Source organism: Aureimonas psammosilenae (assembly GCF_009176975.1).
Lineage (GTDB): Bacteria > Pseudomonadota > Alphaproteobacteria > Rhizobiales > Rhizobiaceae > Plantimonas > Plantimonas psammosilenae.
In genome coordinates this window covers 188658-210739 of record NZ_WEZG01000001.1, presented here as the reverse complement: position 1 = coordinate 210739, position 22082 = coordinate 188658, and the positions used below count along the sequence as shown (strand labels likewise).

Genomic DNA, 22082 nt, shown 5'->3' with positions numbered 1-22082 from the left:
GCCTCGAGGCGAGCCCGTATCGGGGCCGCGATGGAAGCCGATGCGGCTCCCTTCGGCATCAAACGCGCGATAGCGCACAAACAAAAAACGCGGCACCCGAGGGCGCCGCGTTTGTCTGGACCGTAATAGTCCGTCTTACTTGACGTAAATCGTCACTTCGCGGTTCGGCTTCACCGTGAGGGATTCGATCGAGTCGCGCGGAATGCTCTGCGCTTCCAGCTTCTCGGCGAGGCCCGGATTGGCGTCGATCGTGCGCTGCACGGCCATCGGGTCGGTCTTGGTGTTGGCGTTCTTCGAGGCTTCGGCGCGGCGCGACACGATGGTGTAGTCGGTGCCGGAACCGATGGAGCCGGTCGGCGCCGTGTCGGTGGTCATGGCGCTCTGCGCGAAGGCCGGGGAAACGGCCATGAGGGCGATAGCGCCGGCGAGGATCGTCTTCTTCATGATGGACTTCCTTTCTTCTGCCCGAAAGCCCCCCTCGAAAGGCAGGCCGCGCTGCGCGTGTTCGGCAATCGCTGTGGGCGACACGTTGCTTCAAACAGCCGAATCCGCGATCCGTTCCCGGCCAAGAAGGAAAAACAACACGATATACTTCCGGGCCTCGCCGGCGATGGTTTGCCGCGAGGCCCGATCCTGGGAACGAACAGCCCGCCATGCGAAATGCGGGGCCGCCCTATCGCTCTTTGCGCATCGGATGATAAATCTCCCGCCCAAAGCCGGTTCGACAGCGCATCCGAGGGGAACCCCATGCCCGAGACTCCTGCAAATGACGGTTTCGCGGCCCTGCGCCAGCGCGGCGCGGCGGCACGAGCGGAAGGTATCCGCCAGCGCTTCGAAACGGATGGGGACCGCTTCGAAAGCTTGAGCTTCGCGCTCGGCGACCTTCTCCTCGACATCTCCAAATGCGCCCTGGGCAAGGACGATCTCGACGCCCTGTTCGATCTTGCCGCCCGTGCCGGGGTGGCGGAAAAGCGCGACGCGATGTTCGCCGGCGCGCCGATCAACGCCACGGAAGGGCGCGCGGTGCTGCATGTCGCCCTGCGCGGGCGGCCGGAAGACGGCTTCGAGACAGGCGGCAAAAAGGTGGGCGCCGAGGTCGAAGAGGTGCTCGCCCGCATGTCCGAATTCGCGGACGGCATCCGCTCCGGCGCGATCAAGGGCGCGACGGGCAAGGCGATCACCGATGTGGTCAATATCGGCATCGGCGGTTCCGACCTCGGCCCGGTCATGGCGACGCTGGCGCTCGCCCCCTATCATGACGGACCCCGTGCCCATTACGTCTCGAATGTCGACGGCGCGCATATCCACGACACGCTGAAGCTTCTCGATCCCGAGACCAGCCTGTTCATCGTCGCGTCCAAGACCTTCACGACGATCGAGACCATGACGAACGCCGCGACGGCGCGCCGCTTCATCGCCGATGCCCTCGGAGAGGAGGCGGTGAACGCGCATTTCGTCGCCGTTTCCACCGCGCTCGACAAGGTGGCGAAGTTCGGCATCGACCAGTCGCGCGTCTTCGGCTTCTGGGACTGGGTCGGCGGCCGCTATTCGGTGTGGTCGGCCATCGGCCTGCCGGTGATGATCGCGATCGGGCCGGATCGCTTCCGCGAGTTTCTGGCGGGCGCACGCGAGATGGACCAGCATTTCAAGAACGCTCCGGCAGCAGAGAACCTTCCCCTCATCCTCGGCCTCGTCGGCTGGTGGCACCGCCTCGCGCAGGGTTATCCGGCGCGCGCCATCCTGCCCTACGACCAGCGCCTCCTGCGCCTGCCGGCTTATCTCCAACAGCTCGACATGGAGTCGAACGGCAAGCATGTCGGGCTCGACGGCGAGCCGACGCGCACCGTGACCGGCCCCCTCGTCTGGGGCGAGCCCGGCACCAACGGCCAGCACGCCTTCTACCAGTTGCTCCACCAGGGCACGGACACGGTGCCTTGCGAGTTCATGGTGGGGGCCAACAGCCACGAGCCGGAACTGAAGGTCCATCAGGATCTTCTTCTCGCCAACTGCCTCGCGCAGGCCGAAGCGCTGATGCGCGGGCGCACCATCGAGGAAGCCCGGCAGCAACTTCTGGACAAGGGCGCGGACGCGGCAGAAGCGGAAAGAATAGCGCCTCACCGGGAATTTGCCGGTAACCGGCCGTCCATAATGATCCTTTATAGGTTGCTCGATCCGGCGACTTTCGGGCGTCTCGTCGCGCTCTACGAGCACCGGGTCTTCGTCGAAGGCGCTTTGTTCGGGATCAACTCCTTCGATCAATGGGGCGTCGAGCTCGGCAAGGAACTGGCGACGAGCCTTCTTCCGGTGGTGACCGGCGAGGAAGGCACGTCGGGACATGATGGATCAACGGCCGGCCTCGTTCACGCGATCCGGAACATGAGGGGATAAGGCATGAGCTCCGCTGCCGAGAAGACAGGCCAGACCGACGCCGCCTCGCGCGTCGCGCCCGACGAGGTCGCGATCGCAGGCCCGAAGCCCGCGCCGCGCCGCAACGACTCGGCCGCGCTCGCCAAGGAGATCGCCGAGAAGCTGACCTATGCGATCGGCAAGGACCCGGCCACCGCGCGCCGCCACGATTGGCTGGAAGCCACCACGCTGGCGGTGCGCGACCGCATCGTCGATCATTGGCTGGCCTCCAACGCCCGCAATGTCGCGAGCGGCGCCAAGCGCGTTTGTTATCTTTCGATGGAGTTCCTGATCGGCCGCCTCTTGCGCGACGCGATCAACAATCTCGGCCTGTCGGAATCGGTGCGCGACGCGCTCTCGGCCTATGACATCGACATCGACCTGATCGAGCTTCTGGAGCCGGACGCGGCTCTCGGCAACGGTGGCCTCGGGCGTCTGGCCGCCTGCTTCATGGAGAGCATGGCCTCCACCGGCGTGCCGGGCTTCGGCTACGGCATCCGCTACGTCCACGGCTTCTTCCGCCAGGAAATCGCCGACGGCCAGCAGGTGGAACTGCCCGAAACCTGGCTGGAGCACGGCAACCCCTGGGAGTTCGAGCGCCGCGAGCGTTCCTTCGAGATCGGCTTCGGCGGCAAGGTCATGTCGATCGAGGAGCCGGGCAAGCCGTCGCGCCAGGTGTGGCGTCCGGCCGAGCGCGTTCTGGCGGTCGCCTACGATACGCCGATCGTCGGCTGGAAGGGTGCGCGCGTCAACACGCTGCGCCTTTGGAGCGCCAAGGCGCTCGATCCGATCCTGCTCGACGCCTTCAATTCGGGCGACCATATCGGCGCGCTTCTGGAAGCCAACCGCGCCAACTCCATCACGCAGGTTCTTTACCCCGCCGATTCGCATCTCGCCGGCCAGGAACTGCGCCTGCGCCAGGAATATTTCTTCTCCTCCGCCTCGCTGCAGGACATCATCCGCCACCATCTGAAGCGGCACGGCGACCTCTCGACGCTGCCCGACAAGGTCGCGATCCAGCTCAACGACACCCATCCGGCCGTGTCGGTCGCCGAGATGATGCGCCTTCTGGTGGACGTTCATCTGATACCCTGGGACGACGCTTGGACCATCACCAAGGCCGTGTTCTCCTACACCAACCACACGCTTCTGCCCGAAGCGCTCGAAACCTGGCCGGTGAACCTCTTCGAGCGCCTTCTGCCGCGCCAGATGCAGATCATCTACGCGATCAACGCTCAAGTTATCCGCGAAGCGCAGGCCAAGAACATGGACGGCGCGGGGATCGCCGCGATCTCCCTGATCGACGAGGGCTCGGGCCGGCGCGTGCGCATGGGCCAGCTCGCCTTCGTCGGCAGCCACGCGATCAACGGCGTGTCGGCGCTTCATACCGACCTGATGAAGAAGACGGTCTTCCACGACCTGCACCAGCTTTATCCGGACCGCATCCAGAACAAGACCAACGGCGTCACGCCGCGCCGCTGGATCATGGAATGCAATCCGGGCCTGACCGCGCTTCTGACCGAGGCCATCGGCCCCGGCTTCAAAGACGACATCACCAAGATCAAGGATGTCGACAAGCTGGCGGACGACGCCGCTTTCCGCGAGAAGTTCATGGCCGTGAAGCGCCGGAACAAGGAGCGCCTCGCCAAGACGATCGAGGAGCGCCTCGCCATCACCGTCGATCCGGCGGCCATGTTCGACGTCCAGGTGAAGCGCATCCACGAGTACAAGCGCCAGTTCCTGAACATCATCGAGACGGTGGCGCTCTACGACCAGATCCGCTCGCATCCCGAGATCGCCTGGCAGCCGCGCGTCAAGATCTTCGCCGGCAAGGCGGCCCCGTCCTATGCCAATGCCAAGCAGATCATCCATCTTGCCAACGACGTGGCGCGCGTCGTCAATTCCGATCCGTCCGTGCAGAACCTCCTGAAGGTCGTGTTCCTGCCCAACTACAATGTCAGCCTTGCCGAGCAGATCATGCCGGCGGCGGACCTGTCGGAACAGATCTCGACGGCGGGCCTGGAAGCGTCGGGCACCGGCAACATGAAGTTCGCGATGAACGGCGCGCTCACCATCGGCACGCTGGACGGCGCCAATGTCGAGATGCTGGAGCATATCGGGGCGGAGAACTTCTTTATCTTCGGCCTGACCGACGAGGAAGTTTCCCGCCGCCGCCGCTCGGGCGCGACGGGACGCGAGATCATCGAAGCCTCCCCCATCCTGAAAGGCGCGCTGGATTCCATCTCGCACGGCGTGTTCTGCGAGCCGGGCCGCTACGACAATCTGGTGGAGAACCTCTACGGCAACGACTGGTGGATGATCGCCGCCGACTTCGAGACCTATTGGCAGACCCAGCGCCGGCTCGACGCCGTGTGGCAGGACAAGGACGCCTGGGCGACCAAGGCCGTCCACAACACGGCGCGCATGGCGTGGTTCTCTTCCGACCGTTCCATCCGCGAATATGCCAAGGACATCTGGAACGCGCCGACCGGCGCGTGACCAAACAAGGCGCCCGCCCTCTCGCGGGCGCCTTTCCAACAGAAATGCTTCGCTTTCTTGAGGCCAGCGCGCTTTCCGAAACCGGATAAGGTGCTAGAAAATGAAAGGAAAGCCGCGAGTCATTCGAAGAACCCGCGGACGGGAAGAAAAAGCGTCGAGTCCCCGGGGAGGAACAGGATGACGGATCGCAAGCGCCACGCGCCCATCGCGCGCGACACCATGGCCTATGTTCTGGCGGGCGGGCGCGGCAGCCGCCTGATGGAAATGACCGATACCCGCGCCAAGCCGGCCGTTTATTTCGGCGGCAAAACGCGCATCATCGATTTCGCGCTGTCCAACGCCCTGAATTCCGGCATCCGCCGCATCGGCGTCGCCACGCAATACAAGGCGCACTCGTTGATCCGCCATCTCCAGCGCGGCTGGAACTTCCTGCGGCCGGAGCGAAACGAGAGCTTCGACGTCCTGCCCGCGTCCCAGCGCGTGTCCGAGGACCAGTGGTATGCCGGCACGGCGGACGCGGTCTACCAGAACGCCGACATCATCGAGGACTACGCGCCCCGCTACATGATCATCCTGGCGGGCGATCACATCTACAAGATGGACTACGAGATCATGCTCCAGAATCACGTCGATTCGGGAGCGGACGTGACGGTGGGCTGTCTGGAAGTGCCGCGCATGGAGGCCGTCGGCTTCGGCGTGATGCATGTGGACGAGACCGGGCGCATCACCGACTTCATCGAGAAGCCGAAGGACCCGCCGGCCATGCCCGGCCGCCCGGACATCGCGCTCGCCTCCATGGGCATCTACGTCTTCGAGACGAAGTTCCTCATGGACCAGTTGCGCCGCGACGCAGCCGACCCGAACTCGTCGCGCGACTTTGGCAAGGACATCATTCCGCACATCGTCCGGCACGGCAAAGCCCAGGCCCATTCCTTCAACACATCCTGCGTGCGCTCGGCCATGGAAACCGACGCCTATTGGCGCGATGTCGGCACGGTGGACGCTTATTGGCAGGCCAATATCGACCTCACCGACGTCTTGCCGCCGCTCGACATCTACGACCGCGACTGGCCGATCTGGACCTATTCCGAGATCACGCCGCCGGCCAAGTTCGTGCATGACGAGGAAGGTCGGCGCGGTTCGGCGGTGTCCTCGCTCGTGTCGGGCGACTGCATCATTTCCGGCGGCAGCCTGAAGCGCTCGCTGCTCTTCACCGGCGTTCGCATGCATTCCTATTCCTCGCTCGACCACGCCGTGGTTCTGCCGCATGCCGAGATCGGTCGCGGTGCGAGGCTTTCAGGCGTCGTGGTGGATCGCGGCGTACACATCCCGGACGGCCTCGTGATCGGCGAGGACCCGGACCTCGACGCGCAGCGGTTCCGGCGAACGGCAAGCGGCATCTGCCTCGTCACCAAGCCGATGATCGACAGGCTCACCTACAGATGAACCTGCAAGTTCTCGCCGTCGCCTCGGAAATCTATCCGCTCGTGAAAACGGGCGGCCTCGCCGACGTGGCGGGGGCCCTGCCACTGGCGCTCGGCGAGATCGGCGTTCAGGTCAAAAGCCTGATGCCGGCCTATCCGGCGGTGCTGCCGAAACTCGGCGGCGCCCCGGCGCACGAGGTGCTGGCGATCCCGGACCTCTTCGGGGGTCCGGCGCGGGTTCTGGAAGCCCGCCATGCCGGGCTCGACCTCCTGCTTCTCGATGCGCCCCATCTCTACGACCGCTTGGGCGGGCCGTATATCTCGGAAACCGGCGCCGACCATCCCGACAACTGGGCGCGCTTCGCCGCCCTGTCGAAGGCGGCGGCGCTGATCGCGGACGGCGCCATTCCCGGTTTCCAGCCGAACATTCTCCATGCCCACGACTGGCAGGCTGGGCTCGCCCCGGTCTATGTCGCCTTCGGGGGCGGGCGCCGCGTGCGCAGCGTCATGACCATTCACAACCTCGCCTTCCAGGGCGCCTTCGCGCCGGAGGTCTTCGCCAAGCTCGGCCTGCCGCGCTCGGCTTGGTCGCTGGAAGGGGTGGAATATTACGGCTCGGTCGGCTTCCTGAAGGGCGGCCTCCACGCCGCCGACGTGGTGACGACGGTGAGCCCGACTTATGCCGAGGAAATCCTGACGGGGGAAGGCGGCATGGGGCTCGACGGCCTTCTCGCCGGGCGCGGCAACCGGCTGGTGGGCATCGTCAACGGCATCGACACGGATGCCTGGGACCCCGAAACCGACGCGGCGCTGGCGGCCACCTACACGACCGAGACGCTGGCGCGCCGGCAGGAGAACAAGCGCGCGCTGGAAGCCGAGTTCGGCCTGCCCCCCGCCGACACGCCGATCTTCTGCGTGATCAGCCGCCTCACCTGGCAGAAGGGCATGGACGTTCTCTGCGAGGCGGTGGACGACATCGTGGCGAGCGGCGTGCGCTTGTGCATCTTCGGCTCCGGCGACCGGATGATCGAGGGCGCGTTTCTTGCCGCCCACGGCCGCCATCCCCAGGCCGTCGGCGTTCGCATCGGTTATGACGAGGCGCTTGCCCATCGCATTCAGGGCGGGGCGGATGCGATCATCATCCCTTCGCGCTTCGAGCCCTGCGGCCTCACCCAGCTTTGCGGGCTGCGCTACGGTTGCGTGCCGGTGGTGAGCCGCGTCGGCGGTCTGGCCGACACCGTCATCAACGCCAACCACGCCGCCGTTCAGTCCAATGTCGCGACCGGCACGATCTTCGCGCCGGTGACGGCCAAATCCCTGCACGACGCCGTGGTGCGCACGCGCAACCTCTTCAACGAGCCCGCCTTGTGGCAGGCGATGCAGAAGCGCGGCATGGCGACCGACGTGAGCTGGTCGGTAAGCGCCGCGCGCTACGCCGATCTCTACCGGGACCTCCTCAAAGAAGGCGCACAATGATCGAAACCGTCGCGACCACCCCCTACGACGATCAGAAGCCGGGAACCTCGGGCCTGCGCAAGAAGGTGCCGCATTTCCAGCAGCCCAACTACGCGCAGAACTTCATCCAGTCCCTGTTCGACGTGGTGGAGCGGCCGGCCGACGCGGTGCTCGTGATCGGCGGCGACGGGCGCTTCTTCAACCGCGAGGTGATCGAGATCGCCATCCGCATGGCGGCGGCCAACGGCTATGGCCGGGTCGTGGTCGGCCAGAACGGCATCCTGTCGACGCCCGCCGCCTCCAACGTGATCCGCAAGCGCAAGGCTTCCGGCGGCCTCGTGCTTTCGGCCAGCCACAATCCGGGCGGGCCGGACGGCGATTTCGGCATCAAGTACAATATCGCCAACGGCGGCCCGGCGCCCGAGAAGGTCACGGAAGCTTCCTATAAGCGCACCCGCGAGATCACCGAGTACAAGATCGTCTCGGAAGCCGCGCCCGACATCTCGGTTCTGGGCGAGCATCGGCTTGGGCAGATGGTGGTCGAGGTCATCGATCCGGTCGCCGACTATGCCGAACTCATGCAGACGCTGTTCGACTTCCCCGCCATCAAGGCGATGATCGCGGGCGGCTTCGCCATGCGCTTCGATGCCATGCACGCCGTGACGGGCCCCTATGCCAAGACGATCTTCGAGGGGCTTCTCGGCGCGCCGGAAGGCACCGTCGTCAACGGCACCCCCTTGCCCGATTTCGGCGGCGGCCATCCCGATCCGAACGCCGTTTATGCCAAGGATCTCATCGACCACCTGATGGGGGCGGATGCGCCCGATTTCGGCGCGGCGTCCGATGGCGACGGCGACCGCAACCTCATCGTCGGGCGTGGGCTCGTGGTCAGCCCATCCGACTCGCTCGCGGTTCTGGCCGCCAACGCGCATCTGGCGCCGGGCTATGCCAAGGGCATCGCCGGCATCGCCCGCTCCATGCCCACCAGCCAAGCGGCCGACCGCGTGGCGCAGAAGCGGGGCCTCGGAATCTACGAGACGCCGACCGGCTGGAAGTTCTTCGGCAACCTCCTCGACGCCGGCAAGGTGACGATCTGCGGCGAGGAAAGCGCCGGCACCGGCTCCGACCACGTGCGCGAAAAGGACGGCGTCTGGGCCGTGCTCCTGTGGCTGAACGTGCTGGCCGCCACGAAGAAGAGCGTGAAGGATATCCTGGCCGAGCATTGGCGCGAGTTCGGGCGCAACTTCTACCAGCGCCACGACTACGAGGAAGTGGACGCGGCCGGCGCTAACTCCCTGATGGATTCGCTGCGCCATCGTCTGGCATCCATGAGCGGCCAGCGCTTCGGCAAGCTCGTGGTCTCGGAAGCCGACGACTTCTCCTACAAGGACCCGGTGGACGGCTCGATCTCCACCGGCCAGGGCGTTCGCATCATCTTCTCCGGAGGCTCGCGCATCGTCTTCCGCTTGTCGGGCACCGGCACGAAGGGCGCGACGCTGCGCGTCTACATCGAGGCCTATGAGGGCGATCCGGGCAAGCACTCCGTCGCGCCGGAAGAAGCGCTGAAGGAACTGATCGCGACAGCCGAAGCCGTCGGCGAAATCCGCAAATGGACGGGCCGCGAGGCGCCGGACGTCATCACCTGACGCCGCGCGGCACGATGGCGACGCTTCTGACAGCCGAGCGCGGCTGCCCGGCCGAACTCGGCGCAAGCGTGACGACAGACGGCGTTCATTTCGCCGTTTATTCGCAGAATGCCGACGAGGTGCTGCTGTGCCTCTTCGACCCTCACGGCACGCGCGAGACCGAGCGTCTGCGCCTGCCGGGGCGCGAAGGCCATGTGCGCTTCGGTTTCGCGCCGGGGATGCGCGAGGGCACGCGCTATGCTTTCCGGGCGCGCGGGCCCTTCGATCCTGCAAACGGCCATCGCTTCGACATTTCGAAGCTTTTGGTCGACCCCTACGCCGCCCGTCTCGACCGGCCTTTCGTGTACCGGCCGGAACTAGCCGCGCCCCCTTCTCGCGGGCTCGACAGCGGGCCATTCGTGCCGCGCGCCATCGCGGAGCGTTTCGACCGCGACGCGACGCCCCTCCCCTTCTCAGCCCCCGGCTTCACCTACGAGCTTCTGGTGCGCGGCTTCTCGCAAAGCCATCCGAACGTGCCCGCGCGCCTTCGCGGCACGGTGGCGGCCTTGGCCGAGCCGCCGCTTCTCGACCACCTGACGAGCCTTGGCGTCGACACAGTGGAGCTGATGCCGCTCGCCGCCTATCTCGACGAGCGGCACCTCTCAGCCCTCGGCCTGACCAACGCCTGGGGCTACAACCCGATCACCCATATGGCGCCGGACCCGCGCCTCGCGCCCGGCGGCTTTGCCGACGTGCGCCGCGCGGTGGACGCTCTCCACGCGCGCGACATCCGCGTCCTCCTCGATGTCGTCCTCAACCATTCGGGCGAAAGCGACGAATGGGGGCCGACGATCTGTTATCGCGGCCTCGACAACGCCGTTTATTATCGCCACGCGGAGGACGATCCCGGCCGGCTCGTGAACGACACGGGGACCGGCAACACCTTTGCCGCCGACCGCCCGGTTGTCGTGGATCTCTGGCGCGCCAGCCTTCGCCGCTGGGTCGAGGCGACGGGCGTCGACGGTTTCCGTTACGATCTCGCTCCCGTTCTCGGCCGGCTCGAAACGGGCTTCAGCCGCACCGCGCCCTTTTTCTCAGCCATCGCCGAAGACGACGTCCTCAAAGACCGCATCCATGTGGCCGAACCCTGGGATATCGGACCGGGCGGCTATCAGGTCGGCAACTTCCCACCGCCCTTCCTGGAATGGCAGGATCGTTTCCGCGACGACGCGCGCCGCTTCTGGCGGGGCGATTCCGGCACGGTCGGGGCGCTGGCAACGCGGCTTTCGGGCTCGGCCGACCTCTTCGGCACGGCGGGGCGCAGGCCCTCCACCGGCGTCAACTTCCTCGCCGCCCATGACGGCTTCACCCTCGCCGATCTCGTCGCGCACAGCACCAAGCACAACGAGGCGAACGGCGAGAACAATCGCGACGGCCACAACGACAACCATTCCTGGAACAACGGGGTGGAGGGCGCCAGCACTGATCCAGCCGTCCGCGAAGCGCGCGGCCGCGACGTGAGGGCGCTTCTGGCGACGCTCTTCGTGTCGCGCGGCAACCCGATGATCACGGCCGGCGACGAACTTGGTCGGACGCAGAAGGGTAACAACAACGCTTATGCCCAAGACAACGAGATCGTCTGGATCGACTGGCGGACCGCCGACCGCGAGTTGATCGCCTTTGTCGGCCGGCTGGCTCAGCTCCGGCGCGAGCATCCGGCGCTCTCCGCCGACGCCTTCCTCACCGGCGAAAAGACCGGCAGCGGCCGCCCGGACGTCCTATGGCTGCGCGAGGACGGAACCGAGATGACGACCGGCGACTGGAACGACGGCACCCGGCATTTCCTCGGCCTGTCCTTCCATGCCCCGCCAAGCGACGAGCGATCCGGCACCGGCGAGCAGGCGGTGGTTTATCTGAACGCCGGCCGGAACGAGGTTCTGGTGACGCCGCCCGTTCCGCCAGGCGGGCGCGGCCTCGTTCTGGAACTGCGGTCCGACCGCCCCGACGCCTACCCTCAACCACTCGATCCAACCCGCCCCCTGCCGGTCGCGCCCCGCTCGGTCTTCGTGCTGGTGGAAAGGTAAAAATGGACAGGTCGTTCTGATAGTGTGGAGCGTGCGATGTGTCGCTGTTGTAGCAACGAAGCCGGATGCCAACTTTAAGAGCGATGGAGGGACATTCATGGCTCGCTTCGATTTGACCGATGACGAATATCTAAAAGCGGTTCGACGCGGCGATGAAGAACGCGCCTCGATGCCTTTACCGAAAGCCGTCCGCTACGACGCCCCGTCCGGGCGGATCGTGGTGGATTCCGTCAACGGATCGAGCTTCATGGTCCCCGCCCGTGCGCTCCAGGATCTCGAGAACGCCACCGATGCCGAGCTTGCCGAAGTCGAGCTTCAGGGCGAAACGGGCCTTCATTGGGAAACGCTCGACGCCGACTTCACGATCAAGGGGTTGATGGCCGGCATCTTCGGCACGGCCCGCTTCATGCAAGCCTTGCGCGAAAAGAGCGAAGCGACTCTGGCTGTTGGTTCGACCTCGTTTGAGACTGCCGATCTGGCACGCAAGGCCGGCTGATCCCCCATGCCCATCCGCCAGCTTCCCGACGATGTCATCGACCAGATCGCGGCCGGCGAGGTGGTGGAGCGGCCGGCGAGCGTCGTAAAGGAGCTTGTGGAGAACGCCCTCGATGCCGGCGCGCGCCGCGTGTCGGTTTCCACCGCCGGCGGCGGCAAGACGCTGATCCGCGTCAGCGACGACGGCGGCGGCATTCCGGAAGGCGAGCTTCTTCTGGCGGTGCGCCGGCATTGCACCTCGAAACTCGGCTCCGACGTGATGGCCGTTTCCACCCTCGGCTTTCGCGGCGAGGCCCTCCCTTCCATCGGCTCGGTCGCGCGGCTTTCCTTGCGCTCGCGCCTTCGCGGCGCGGACGGGGCGGCGGAGGTTCTTCTCGGCAACGGGCAGTGCGAGGGCCCGCGGCCGGCCGCCCTGAGCGCGGGCACCGTCGTCGAGGTGCGCGATCTGTTCCATTCCGTGCCGGCGCGGCTGAAATTCCTGAAGGGTGAGCGGGCCGAGAGTTCGGCGATCACCGAAGTGGTCCGGCGCATCGCCCTCGCCTTCCCGAATGTGCGCTTCGAACTCTCAGGGTCCGACCGTTCGGAAACCGTCTACGAGGCCGGAGACCGCGCTGACCGCATCGCGGCGGTCCTGGGCGAGGAGTTCATCGAGAACGCCGTGTCCATCGATGCGATGCGCGAGGGTGTTTCCTTGTCGGGTTTGGCCGGCATTCCGACCTATGGGCGCGGCAACGCGCTGCACCAGTACTTCTTTGTCAACGGCCGGCCGGTGCGCGACAAGATGCTTTTGTCGGCGCTGCGCGGCGCTTATGCCGACGTGATGTCACGCGACCGCCATCCGGTGGCCGTGCTTTTCATCGAGATCGATCCGGCCGAGGTCGATGTCAACGTCCATCCCGCCAAGGCGGACGTGCGCTTTCGCGATCCGGGCCTCGTGCGCGGGCTGGTGGTGGGCGCGATCCGGCAGGCGCTCGCCGAGGGCGGGCTTCGCGGCTCGACGCGCGGCGCGAGCGACATGATGGACGCCTTCCACATGCCGGCCTCTGCGGCATCCTATTCTCAGGAGCCAGGCGCCCGTTCGCCGGCCTTCCATTCCGCCTATGCGCGCCCCTCGGGGCCGGTCGGCTTCGATCCCGCGCGCTCGCCCTCGCGGCCGCTGGAGCCGAGACTTGCGCCCGATTTCGGCGTCAGGGAAGAAGCCGCCGCCTATCTCGCCGATTTCGTGCCGGCCGCGCGCGCCGCCCCTTCTCCCTTCGCCGAGGAGCCGAGCCGAGATTATCCGCTCGGCGCGGCGCGCACGCAGGTCCACAAGGCCTTTATCGTCGCCGAAACGCGCGACGGCATCGTGATCGTCGACCAGCATGCCGCGCACGAACGGCTCGTCTACGAGAGTTTCAAAGCCGCGATCCACGGCGCGCCGCTTCCCTCGCAGCTTCTTCTGATCCCGGAAATCGTGGACTTGCCGGAAGAGGATGCCGAACGCCTCGCCGAGGCATCGGACAGCTTCGATCGGCTGGGGCTGAAGCTTGAACGCTTCGGTCCGGGCGCCGTCGCGGTTCGCGCGACGCCCTCTATTCTCGGCAGGGTGGATGCGCCGGCGCTGGTGCGCGATCTCGCCGATGAGTTGGCGGACGGGCGTGACGGGGAGAGTCTGGCCGAGCGCGTGGATGCGGTGGCCTCGCGCATGGCCTGCCACGGTTCGGTGCGCGCCGGGAGGCCGATGCGCCCGGAAGAAATGGACGCGCTTCTGCGCGACATGGAAGCGACGCCCGGCGCCGGCCAGTGCAATCACGGGCGTCCGACCTTCGTGGAATTGAAGCTTTCCGACATCGAGCGCTTGTTCGGCCGCCGATAAGGGCGCTTTCGCTTTATCCTCGAATGCAATAGATCGGGATGATGAACCGGATGGACATCAGCGGCGAGGCTCGGCTTCGCTATCTCGACGGCGACTTCGAAGTGCTGAAGCCCGGCGCATTCGTGCGCTGCGCGGTGACGGGCGAAGCGATCCCGCTCGACATGCTCCGCTATTGGAGCGTCGCGCGTCAGGAACCCTATGCCAATGCGTCGGTGTCCTTGAAGCGCGAATTGGAAGCCGACCCGCGCCTCGCTGCCTCGATCAAGCAGCGCTAACGGGATCTTCGCCGGCGATGGGCGGCGAGCGTTTCGCGCACGAAACGCCGGCCGAGATCGTGCGGCTCGAAGACGAGATCGACCTCCAGCACTTCGGTGTTTTCAAGAAATTCGGCGCCGAGCCTGCTGGCGCGAAGACGCGCGGCGTCCTTGGCGGTCGTCACCAGCCGCGCGCCGCCTCGGGCGGCAGCTTCTTTGAGTTCCGCGATCTCTTCGCCAGAAAACACGTGGTGGTCGGGAAAGTCGCGCGTGCCCGCGACGGAAAGCCCGAGATCGGCGAGCGTGCGATAGAATTTCGCCGGATCGGCGATGCCAGCAAAGGCGAAGAGCGGCACGCCGTGGAGCCGCTCCGGTTCGCGGGCCTGAAGATGCGCCTCGAAAACGGGCTTGCCGCCGCGCGCCGTGCGCCGGATCGCCTCGTCGCCGGCCGCACCCTTGCCCACCACCAGAAGCGCGTCGGCATGGCGCACCTGATCGATGAGCGGCGCGCGGAGCGGCCCCGCCGGGAGAACGCGCCCGTTGCCGATGCCGCGCCCCGCATCCACCACCAGAAGCGCGAAATCCACGGCAAGACGCGCGCTCTGGAAACCGTCGTCCATGATGATGAAATCGACGCCCTCAGCGCGCAGAAGCGCGGCGGCCTCGCCCCGGTTCACAGCCACGGCCGTCGGCGCTTGATGCGCGAGCAGCATGGGTTCGTCGCCGACAAGACCCGCGTGATGATGCTCCGGATCGACCAGAACGGCGCTTCGTGTCGCGCCGCCATGGCCGCGCGACACGAAGCCGGGCCGCAGGCCTTGCGCCAGCGCGGCCTTCGCCAGCGCCAGGCATGTCGGCGTCTTGCCGCCGCCGCCGACCGTGAAGTTGCCGACGCAGATCACCGGCAGACCCGTCTCGACCCGTGCGCCCCGGTCCATCCGCCAGCGGGATACGGCGCCATAAAGGGCGGCGGCCGGGAACAGGCATCGCGCCGGCCAGCCGGCATCGCTCCGCCACCAGAAGGCCGGGGTCTCGCCCGCCATCATCCGGGTGAACCGCTCCGCGACCGGCTGTCGAGGCTGATGTCGAGCTTCAAGGGCCGGATGAACGGCTCCAGCGCCTGAAGCGTCCGCTCCAGCGCGCCTTGCATCTCGGCGACCGTGCCCGCCGCCGCGTGGATCATGCGGCGGCGCGTGTCCGGCTTGTCGAGAAGCTCGCCCACGAGATCGCGCAAGTCCTCCTCGTTCTTCACGAGACGCGCGCCGCCGGCCCGCAAAAGCTGGAGATAGATGTCGCGGAAGTTCTGGACGAACCGCCCGGAAACGATCGCCGTGCCGACCATGGCCGCTTCCAAGGGGTTCTGGCCGCCATGGGCGGCAAGCGAGCGGCCGACAAAGGCGATCTCGGTGAGGCCGAGATAAAGCCCCATCTCGCCGATCGTATCGCCGAGAAAGATGTCCGTGTCGCCCGCCGGCATCTGCCCGAGGCTGCGCCGGGCGACTTTCAGGCCGCGCGTGGCGAACTCGGCCGCCAGCGCGTCGCCGCGCTCCACATGGCGCGGCACCACGATCGTCAGAAGATCGGACCGGGTGAGCCTCAGCGCACGGTGCACGTCGGCGGCCGCCTTTTCCTCGCCCGGATGGGTGGAAACGGCAGCCCAGACCGGGCGCCGGCCGATCGCGCGGCGGATCTCCGCCAAGGCGGCGGGGTCGAAGGGCGGCGGCCCCGCCTCGGCCTTCAGATTGCCCGCGACGGTGACGCTGCGCGCACCCAGAACATGGAAGCGCTCGGCGTCGATCTCGGATTGCGCCACGACCTGCGACAGGTTTTCCAGAAGCGCTTCGGCGATGGAGGGGGCCGCCTTCCAGCGCCGGAACGACCGGTCGGAAAGCCTGGCATTCACCAGCACCTGCGGAATGCGCCGGGTCTGGAGTTCCACCATGGTGGTCGGCCAGATCTCGCTTTCCGCGACGATCGCAAGGTCCGGGCGCCAATGGTCGAGGAAGCGCTGCACGGAGGGCTTGAGGTCGAGCGGCACATATTGGTGGACGACGCTGTCGCCGAGCCGCTCGCGCACGATACCGGCGGACGTCACGGTGCCCGTCGTCATCACGACGGCGATGCGCTCGGCGACGATCTCGCGCACCAGCGGGATCACCGCGTTGCTTTCGCCGACGCTCGCCGCGTGGACCCAGACCATCGGCCCCTCGTTCGGGCGCTCGATGGACGGAAAGCCGTAGCGCTCGCGGCGGCGCGTCGGTTCTTCCTTGCCGCGCGTCGCGCGCCAGGTGACATAAGGGCCAAGCATCGGATAAGCGGCCGAGCCCACCATGCGATAGGCCGTCAGCGCGGTTCGCGCCCAGCGCCCGCTCAACGCCGGCCCTTCCCGTCGACGAGGGTGAGCGCGCGGCGGTTGGCGGCTTCCAGCGCTTCCGTCACCTCGCGGCGCTTGGCTTCGAGGACTTCTCCATCCGCGTCGGCCGGCACATGGATCGGCTCGCCGGCCGCCATGCCGAGACGCCCGAAGGGTAAGGGCACCGTGGTCTTGTCCCAGGACCGGCGCAGGACGTAACGGCGGCTCGTGGTCGCTGCGGCGGGAACGATGGGCCGCCCGGTGATCTTGGCGAGCGTCACGATGCCGAGCCCGGCTTCACGCGCCGTGGCCTTGGAAACGTCGGCGATCATGAAGACGCTCGCGCCCTCCCCCATCCGGCGGCGCAGGGCGATCAGCGCGCGCGCGCCGCCCTTTTCGCGCGTCTTGCCCGGCACGCGCCCGCCCGAACCGCGCACGGTCTCGATTCCGAAACGTTCCACCACGCGCGCATTCACCTCCGCATCGGCATTCTTCGACAGAAGCGCGACGAAGGGCGCGGTTTTGGGACGAAAGAAAGGCGCGAGCAGATGTTGCCCGTGCCAGCAGCAGACGATCACCGGCGAATGCCGGTCGAGGATCGCCTGAAGGTCGGACGAGCCGGCGGCGGGGGTCTGGGTGCGGAAGATGAAATGCAGCGCCGCGTGAACGAGCGAGGACAGGACGCGCAGCGCCCGATCATGCCGCAGGAGGCGACGCAGCCGCAGGCGAAAGCGCTTGGAAAGGGTCGGCCGGGCTTTCGACTGCCGCGCAGGGCCGGTCTCCGTCCCGCCCGGCAGCGCGCCTGTTCGCGCGCGCGCCTCGCCTTCCGGCGTCAAGCGCCCTCCGGGTCCAGAAGCTTGTGAACGTGAACGATGAAGTAGCGCATGGCGGCGTTGTCCACCGTCTGCTGCGCCTTGCCGCGCCAAGCGTTCAGGGCGGCGGCGTAGTCCGGGAAGATGCCGACGATGTCGAGATTCTTCAGGTCGGCGAACTCGACCTTGTCGAGATTGGAAAGCTCGCCGCCGAAGACGAGGTGAAGGCGCTGCTTGGCTTCCTGTTCCACGACCATGCTTGTCGTCTCCTTATGCGAGCGAGGCCGCGCGGGCCATGTCCTGCAATGCTGGCCAAGCCTTGGCGGCGCCGGCGATGAGGAGGCCATGCCGCTTGCCTTCGAGCTTGTAAAGCCTTTCCTCGCCCTCGATGTCGCCGAGGAGACCGCCGGCTTCGGAAAGGATCAGGTCGGCGGCGGCGATGTCCCAATCACTGGCGCTCGGGCGGATCAGCGTACCGTCGATGCGCCCGGCCGCGACCTGCGCGATGCGATAAGCGAGCGAAGGGGCGCTCGGCACGGAGCGCAGGGCCTCACGCGTTTCACGCGGCAGCTTGCGCTTGATCTCGTCCGGCATCGCGACGGCGAGCGCGGGCGGCTCGGCGAAATGGGCGAGATCGAGCCGCTCTCCGTTGAGGAACGCGCCCTCGCCCGACGCTGCGCGATAAACCTCAGCCTTTGCGGGCGCATCCACGACGCCGGCCAGCGGCCGACCGTTGCCGTCGACCACTGCGACCGCGACGCACCACGTTTCCTCGCCGCGCAGGAAGGCGCGCGTGCCGTCGATCGGATCGACGATGAAGAAGCGCTCGGGCACCGGCCCCTCACCGGGCGCGGGTGCCGTTTCCTCCGACAGCCAGCCATAATGCGGGCGCGCGCTTAAGAGGCGCTCCTTCAGATAGGCGTCGACGGCGTAATCGGCTTCCGAAACGGGCGAATTGCCTTCCTTCCACCAGACCTTCGGGTCCTGCCGGAAATAGCGCAACGCGATCCGGCCGGCCTCGGCGGCCGCGTCGAGAAGGAGAGCGAGATCGTCCGTTCCGGTCGCGCTCAAAGCCCCGCCACCGTCAGGCTGTCGAAGCGGATCGTCGGCGCAGCGACGGAAAAACGCCGGTCCGGATCGTTCGCGAGGGTGAGGCCGAGCAGCATGTCGGTGAGGTTGCCGGCGATCGTCATCTCGGAGATCGGGAAGGTCAGCTCGCCATTCTCGATCATGAAGCCGGAAAAGCCGCAGCTATAATCGCCGGTAACGAGGTTGGAGCCGTGGCCGATCGTGTCGGTGACATAGATGCCGCGCCCGGTTTCGCGGATCAGCGCATCCCGGTCGAGCGTTCCCGGCGTCACCTCGACATTGGTGGAGGACGGCGAGATGCCCCCCGAAGAGCGCGACGCGCGGCCGTTGGTGCGAAGGCCGAGCTCGCGCGCCGTGGCGCTGTCGAGAATCCAGCTCTTCAGGATGCCGTCTTCCACGAGAACGAGGTCGGCTCCCGCGACGCCCTCGCCGTCGAAGTCGCGCGAACCGGGCCGGCGCTTCAGCTTCGGCCGGTCCACCACCGAAACGTTGGATGGCAGCACCTGCTTCTCCATGCGGTCCTTCAGGAAGCTCGTGCCGCGCGCGATGGCCGAACCGTTGATCGCGCCGAGCAGCGCACCGAAAGCGCCGCGCGCGATGCGCCGGTCGAAGATCACGGGATAGCGGCCGGTCTCGATCATGCGCGGATCGAGGCGGCGCACGGCGCGGGTTCCGGCGTTTCGCCCGATCACCTCGGAGGCTTCGAGATCGCCGTGATGAAGGCGGGAATCGTAGTCGTAGTCCTGCTGCATCTTCACGCCCTCGCCGGCGATGGCGCCGACCTGACGATAGAATGAGGAGCGGGTGCGCGCGCCCGAAAAGCCGCCGGAGGTCACGAGAACGAGGCCGGCATGGCCGAAGCCGACGGAGGCACCGGAGGAATTGGTGACGCCGGACACCGAACGCGCCGCGTCTTCGAGAACGAGCGCGTCCTCGCGCAACGCATCGCCGCTCCGTTCGGTGGGGTCGAACATATCGAGATCGTCGCCGGATGACGTCGCCAGGAGTTCGGGATCGGCCAAACCCGCATAGGGGTCTTCCGGCGACACGCGCGCCATGGCGACCGCGCGCTCCACGAGCGGCCCGATCTCGGCGCGCACATCGGCGGAAACCGAGGCGCTGCGACGCCCGACGAAAACGCGCAGCGACATATCCTCGCCTTCCGCCGCCTCGACCTCTTCGGGCTTGCCGAGGCGCACGGACACCGAGCGCGAACGCGAGCGCACGACCGCCGCGTCGGCGGCGTCCGCCCCCGCGCGGCGGGCCGCTTCCACGAGGCGCGAGGCCGTGTCCAGAAGGCTCTGCGTGGCGTTGTCCATGATCCGATCCGGCTGCGGTTTCCGGCCCACATCTATGGTGCGGTGCCGCCGTCAGCAAGAAACTTCGAGGCCGTTGGCATGACGGCCGGGAAGGCGGAGCCCCCGACCGCCGCGAACCGGGCGTCAGCTTTTCTTGGAAAGCTCGGAATGCTTCTTCAGGGCGCGGCCGCCGTCTTCCTGGCTGATCATGTAGGCCGGATGCTCGTCATCGGCCTTTCGCGAGATCTCCTTGCCTTCGATCTTGCGCGTGACGTCGGAAGTGAAGCTCTGCGTCACTTTACCGGACGCCTTGCGCTTCCCCCACTTCCATTCGACTTCCTGACCCTTCTTGAACTTTTCCATCGAACCGGCCTCGTCTCAAGGTTTCGTGTCGCTGGCGAAAACCGCAAGGCAGGCCCCGCGTTCCCTCCGCCGACCCCGGCAATCGGTCGCGGGGCCGGGCTGGAACTCGAGGGATAGCCGCCTCGTTGAATCGACCCTTTGGGCGGTTCGACGGATGCCATGGACAAGCGACTTGCCTTTCACGCCGAACGCTTCGGGCTTCTGGTGGTGGACCCGGAAGAATTCCTGATCGAGCGGCGCACGAAGGGCCAGAAGCACACGATCTGTTTCACCGCCGACGAAACGCCGGTGGAAAAGGAAATCCAGGAGCGGATCGCCGCGCTCGTCATTCCGCCGGCTTGGCGGGACGTGCGCATCTGCCTGGAAGAGAACGGCCATATCCAGGCCATCGGCCGCGACGAGAAGGATCGCATCCAGTATCGCTATCACGAGCACTGGGTGAACGTGCGCAACGCCGTGAAGACGGAGCGCCTGCTTCGTTTCGGCAAGGCGCTGCCCCGTCTTCGCAAGACCATCAAGCGCGACATGCGGCGCAAGGAGAACGACCGCCGGGGTGCCTGCGCCACCGCCGCGCGGCTGGTCGATCTTGCGGCCATGCGTCCCGGCCACGAGAAATATGCCGAGGACGGCGGGCGCGGCGTCGCCTCGCTCACCAAGCGCGATCTGCGCATCACGGCGAGCGGCGGGGGCAAGCTGAAATTCGTCGGCAAGTCCTCGAAGCTCAACGAGGTCGAGATCGCCGACAAGCCGCTCCTGTCCTCGCTTGGGCGGTTCCGCAAGCTGAAAGGCAAGCGCCTGTTCTCGTTTCAGGACAACAAGAAGCGCGGCCACAACCTGACCGCCCCGGTGCTCAACGAATATTTGCGCGAGGCCGCCGAGTCGAAGATCTCCGCCAAGGATTTCCGCACGTTCCACGGCTCGGCCGAGGCTCTGCGCTATCTGATCGACGAGACCGGCGACAATCTCGGGACGGAAGCCAAGCGCAAGCGCGCGGTCGCCAAGGCCATGCGGGTGGTGAGCGAGCGCCTGCGCAACACGCCGGCCGTGGCGCGGACCTCCTATGTGCATCCCGAAATCGTCACGGCCTTCGAGGAAGAGCGTCTAAACCCGAAGCTTCTGAAAGGTGCGCCGCGCAAGGGGCTGACGCGCGAGGAAACCGGGCTGATGCGGTTTCTGGAAGAAGTCGCGACGAGCTAGAGGCCGGCCGCGATTTTCGCGCGCAGTGGCGTGACAGGGTTCTCGATCAGGCCACCGAGGCGGCGCTTGGCTTCCTCGCGAAGGCTGACGGTCTCGTCCAGGATTTCGCGGGCCTTCAGGAAGTCGAGAACGCGCCAGCGCGCGACCGGCGGGCGAAACAGGAGATCGGGCGGCGCGAGCCGGAGTTTCGCTTCGATGATCGACTGCTGCATGAGTTGCGAAGCGCCGAACATCGCTTCCACCGGCGTCGGCATCCGCGACGGCTCGCCTTCCGGGCCGCCGTTCACGTCCACCGCCACGACATGGTCCGCGCCGGGCCGCAGAAGCTCGAAGGGCAGCGGCTCGTAGATGCCGCCGTCGATCAGGATCGCCCCTTCGCGCCGGACGGGGCGAAACACCGTCGGCAGCGCGGCGGAGGCGGCGAGCGCCGTCATCACCGAGCCGGTGCGGATGGGAACGCAAGCCCTGGCATAGAAATCCGTCGCCATGACGGTGAGCGGAATCGGCAGGTCGGCGAAATCCGCCCTCGCCATGTGCGGGATGAAGGTGGACAGCATCCGCTCGGCATTGAGCTGCCCGAACCGAAAACCGCCATCGGCGCGGAACTCGGCGAAGCTCGTCGGCCGGCTCGCCCAAAGAAGGCGCGCGATGTTCTGCGGGGCTGAAAAGGTGGCGAGCGTGAACTCGCGCACTTCGCGGCCCGACATGCCGAAGGCGTAGCCCGCGCCCATGATGGCGCCGATGGAGGAGCCGGCGACCGCCGCCGGCTTCAAGCCCAGATCGTCGAAGGCTTCCAGCACGTGGATATGGGCCAGTCCCCTCGCCCCGCCGCCGCCGAGTGCGAGGCCGATCTTAGGTGCCGTCACGGCCTGC

At 66.9% G+C, this 22082-nt stretch carries 19 protein-coding genes; 10 read left to right on the top strand and 9 right to left on the bottom strand.

Annotated elements, in window-relative coordinates; translation table 11 throughout:
- Positions 1-135 precede the first annotated feature (135 nt).
- Positions 136-444, bottom strand: coding sequence for a hypothetical protein (locus tag F9929_RS01005; RefSeq protein WP_152044663.1), 309 nt, complete (start codon positions 442-444; stop codon positions 136-138).
- 303 nt (positions 445-747) lie between these two features.
- On the opposite strand from F9929_RS01005, the gene pgi reads away from it, so the two are divergent.
- The 9 genes from pgi to F9929_RS00960 all read left to right on the top strand — a co-directional run bounded on the left by pgi (position 748) and on the right by F9929_RS00960 (position 14118).
- Complete coding sequence (pgi, locus tag F9929_RS01000) at positions 748-2388, top strand: glucose-6-phosphate isomerase (RefSeq protein ID WP_152044662.1); 1641 nt, start codon at positions 748-750, stop codon at positions 2386-2388.
- A 3-nt stretch (positions 2389-2391) separates the two neighbouring features.
- A complete protein-coding gene (locus tag F9929_RS00995; protein ID WP_152044661.1) occupies positions 2392-4905 on the top strand; it encodes a glycogen/starch/alpha-glucan phosphorylase in 2514 nt (837 codons plus the stop codon).
- A gap of 177 nt (positions 4906-5082) precedes the next feature.
- A complete protein-coding gene (gene glgC, locus F9929_RS00990) occupies positions 5083-6351 on the top strand; it encodes a glucose-1-phosphate adenylyltransferase (RefSeq protein WP_152044660.1) in 1269 nt (422 codons plus the stop codon).
- Positions 6352-6353: 2 nt separating this feature from the next.
- Positions 6354-7805, top strand: coding sequence for a glycogen synthase GlgA (gene glgA / locus F9929_RS00985; protein WP_193227598.1), 1452 nt, complete (start codon positions 6354-6356; stop codon positions 7803-7805).
- Positions 7802-9430: an alpha-D-glucose phosphate-specific phosphoglucomutase gene (locus F9929_RS00980; RefSeq protein ID WP_152044658.1), complete on the top strand. Its 1629-nt coding sequence runs from the start codon at positions 7802-7804 to the stop codon at positions 9428-9430. The genes glgA and F9929_RS00980 overlap by 4 nt, the downstream gene beginning before the upstream one ends.
- Complete coding sequence (glgX, locus tag F9929_RS00975; RefSeq protein WP_235918926.1) at positions 9394-11493, top strand: glycogen debranching protein GlgX; 2100 nt, start codon at positions 9394-9396, stop codon at positions 11491-11493. The genes F9929_RS00980 and glgX overlap by 37 nt, the downstream gene beginning before the upstream one ends.
- A gap of 169 nt (positions 11494-11662) precedes the next feature.
- Positions 11663-11989, top strand: coding sequence for a DUF2442 domain-containing protein (locus tag F9929_RS00970; protein ID WP_235918925.1), 327 nt, complete (start codon positions 11663-11665; stop codon positions 11987-11989).
- A 6-nt stretch (positions 11990-11995) separates the two neighbouring features.
- Positions 11996-13843 carry a DNA mismatch repair endonuclease MutL gene (gene mutL / locus F9929_RS00965; protein ID WP_152044656.1) on the top strand — a complete coding sequence of 616 codons (1848 nt, stop codon included), beginning with the start codon at positions 11996-11998 and terminating at the stop codon, positions 13841-13843.
- Positions 13844-13881: 38 nt separating this feature from the next.
- Positions 13882-14118, top strand: coding sequence for a DUF2093 domain-containing protein (locus F9929_RS00960; protein WP_152044655.1), 237 nt, complete (start codon positions 13882-13884; stop codon positions 14116-14118).
- Here F9929_RS00960 and lpxK read toward each other — a convergent pair.
- From lpxK to F9929_RS00925, 7 genes are all read right to left on the bottom strand, one after another.
- On the bottom strand, positions 14115-15140 hold the full coding sequence (lpxK, locus tag F9929_RS00955; protein ID WP_235918924.1) for a tetraacyldisaccharide 4'-kinase: 1026 nt from the start codon (positions 15138-15140) through the stop codon (positions 14115-14117). The two genes, F9929_RS00960 and lpxK, sit on opposite strands and share 4 nt — an antisense overlap.
- On the bottom strand, positions 15140-16471 hold the full coding sequence (waaA, locus tag F9929_RS00950) for a lipid IV(A) 3-deoxy-D-manno-octulosonic acid transferase (RefSeq protein WP_152044653.1): 1332 nt from the start codon (positions 16469-16471) through the stop codon (positions 15140-15142). The genes lpxK and waaA overlap by 1 nt, the downstream gene beginning before the upstream one ends.
- Entirely contained in the window at positions 16468-17286 is an 819-nt protein-coding gene (locus tag F9929_RS00945) for a lysophospholipid acyltransferase family protein (protein WP_235918922.1), read from the bottom strand. Before F9929_RS00945 ends, waaA begins: the two co-directional genes overlap by 4 nt.
- On the bottom strand, positions 17283-17519 hold the full coding sequence (locus F9929_RS00940; RefSeq protein WP_152044652.1) for a DUF4170 domain-containing protein: 237 nt from the start codon (positions 17517-17519) through the stop codon (positions 17283-17285). The genes F9929_RS00945 and F9929_RS00940 overlap by 4 nt, the downstream gene beginning before the upstream one ends.
- 13 nt (positions 17520-17532) lie before the next feature.
- On the bottom strand, positions 17533-18333 hold the full coding sequence (locus F9929_RS00935) for a 3'(2'),5'-bisphosphate nucleotidase CysQ (RefSeq protein WP_152044651.1): 801 nt from the start codon (positions 18331-18333) through the stop codon (positions 17533-17535).
- A complete protein-coding gene (locus F9929_RS00930) occupies positions 18330-19670 on the bottom strand; it encodes a TldD/PmbA family protein (RefSeq protein ID WP_152044650.1) in 1341 nt (446 codons plus the stop codon). The genes F9929_RS00935 and F9929_RS00930 overlap by 4 nt, the downstream gene beginning before the upstream one ends.
- A gap of 123 nt (positions 19671-19793) precedes the next feature.
- Entirely contained in the window at positions 19794-20012 is a 219-nt protein-coding gene (locus F9929_RS00925; protein WP_152044649.1) for a hypervirulence associated TUDOR domain-containing protein, read from the bottom strand.
- 159 nt (positions 20013-20171) lie between these two features.
- Here F9929_RS00925 and F9929_RS00920 point away from each other — a divergent pair, with 159 nt between their 5' ends.
- Complete coding sequence (locus F9929_RS00920) at positions 20172-21209, top strand: DNA topoisomerase IB (protein WP_152044648.1); 1038 nt, start codon at positions 20172-20174, stop codon at positions 21207-21209.
- Here F9929_RS00920 and F9929_RS00915 read toward each other — a convergent pair.
- On the bottom strand, positions 21206-22075 hold the full coding sequence (locus F9929_RS00915; RefSeq protein WP_152044647.1) for a patatin-like phospholipase family protein: 870 nt from the start codon (positions 22073-22075) through the stop codon (positions 21206-21208). The two genes, F9929_RS00920 and F9929_RS00915, sit on opposite strands and share 4 nt — an antisense overlap.
- Positions 22076-22082: the final 7 nt, after the last annotated feature.